The following is a 1,627-nucleotide window of genomic DNA, read 5'->3' as shown; positions in this document are numbered from 1 at the left end:
GGACGTGACCACGGGCAGGCCGTTGGCGCGCAGCACGTCGGTCGATGGCCAGCCCTCGCCGGCCCCGGCCGTGAAGCGGCTCAGGTCGGTCAGCGTGCGCACGGCCCGGAAACGCGCCTGGTCGCCCCTGCGGATCAGGAAGACGCGGTAGTCGTTGAGTTCGCGCAGCAGCGAGAAGCGCACGGGAAGGAGCTCGGCCTCGCGCTTGGTGTTGCTGCCATCCCAGATGACGTTGATGGCGCCATTGTTCTTCAGCTCGACGAACTGGCGCTGGCCGCTCATCGGCTGCTCGTAGTGCTGGATCTCGAAGGCCCCGTCGCTGGCCTGCGTCTTCTCCAACGCCAGGCGCAGCAGTTGCGGGAAATAGCTTGCGTGCTGCTGCGAGCTGGGCGACAACTGCGGGATGGTGATGCGCAGGGGCTCCGCAGCCAGGGCGGCGGAGGGGCCCATCGTGGACAACAGCGCCAATGCGGCGCGGCGCCGGTTCATGGCGTTCAGCTGGCCGCCAGGCGCTTGAGTTGGTACAGCGCTTCCAGTGCCTCGCGCGGCGACAGCGCGTCGGGGTCGACCTTGGCCAGCGCCTGCAGCAGCTCGCTGGGCTCGGGCAGGGGCGGCGGCGCGGGCGGGGCGGCGAAGAGGTCGAACTGGTCGTCGGCCGCGTTCTGGCGGGCCTCCAGGGCCTCCAGCGTCGCGCGAGCCTGGCGCACGAGGCTGGCGGGCATGCCGGCCAGCTTGGCGACCTGCACGCCATAGCTGCGGCTGGCCGGGCCGGGCTGCAGCTCGTGCAGGAAGACGATGTCCTCACCGCTCTCCACGGCCGACACGTGCCAGTTCTGCGCCTGCGCATGCTTGGCGGGGAACTCGGTCAGCTCGAAGTAGTGCGTGGCGAACAGCGTGAACGCGCGCGTCTTGTCGTGCAGGTGGCTGGCGATGGCCGACGCCAGTGCCAGGCCGTCGAAGGTGGACGTGCCGCGGCCGATCTCGTCCATCAGCACCAGGGATTGGTCGGTGGCCGAATGCAGGATGGCCGCACCTTCGGTCATCTCCAGCATGAAGGTGGATTGAGCGTTGGCGAGGTCGTCCGCCGCGCCGATGCGGGTGTGGATGGCGTCCATCGGCCCCAGGCGACAGCTCGTCGCCGGCACATAGCTGCCTATTGATCCCAGCAACGCGATCAGCGCCACCTGGCGCATGAACGTGCTCTTGCCGCCCATGTTCGGGCCGGTGATGACGAGCAGCTTGGTACGCGCATCGAGCTTGCAGTCGTTCGGCATGAACTCCGTGCCGCCGGTCTCGTGCAGGCGGGCCTGCACGACGGGGTGGCGGCCGGCTTCGATCTCCAGGCAGGGCTGGGTGACGAACTCCGGCCGGCACCAGTTCAGCGTGACGGCGCGTTCGGCCAGCGCCGCCAGCGCGTCCAGGCCGGCCAGCGTGCGGCCCAGCGCCGTGAGCGGCTCCAGGCGGCTGATCAGGGCGTCGATGACCTGCTCGTACAGCAGCTTCTYGCGCGCCAGCGCCCGCTCGTTGGCGGACAGGGCCTTGTCCTCAAAGGCCTTCAGCTCCGGCGTGATGTAGCGCTCGGCGTTCTTCAGCGTCTGGCGGCGCTGGTAGTCCATCGGCACCTTGT

General features: G+C 69.4%; 1 protein-coding gene and 1 pseudogene. Both read right to left on the bottom strand.

Features of this window, described 5'->3' with window-relative positions; all coding sequences use genetic code 11:
• A pseudogene (locus AC1DU6_RS30410) lies at positions 1-489 on the bottom strand (hypothetical protein); the annotation flags it as partial.
• 5 nt (positions 490-494) lie between these two features.
• The coding region (gene mutS / locus AC1DU6_RS30405) for a DNA mismatch repair protein MutS (RefSeq protein WP_477861800.1) at positions 495-1,627 on the bottom strand (1,133 nt) is incomplete at its 5' end.

Source organism: Roseateles sp. P5_B10 (genome assembly GCF_056400485.1).
This window is presented reverse-complemented; position numbering and strand designations above follow the sequence as displayed.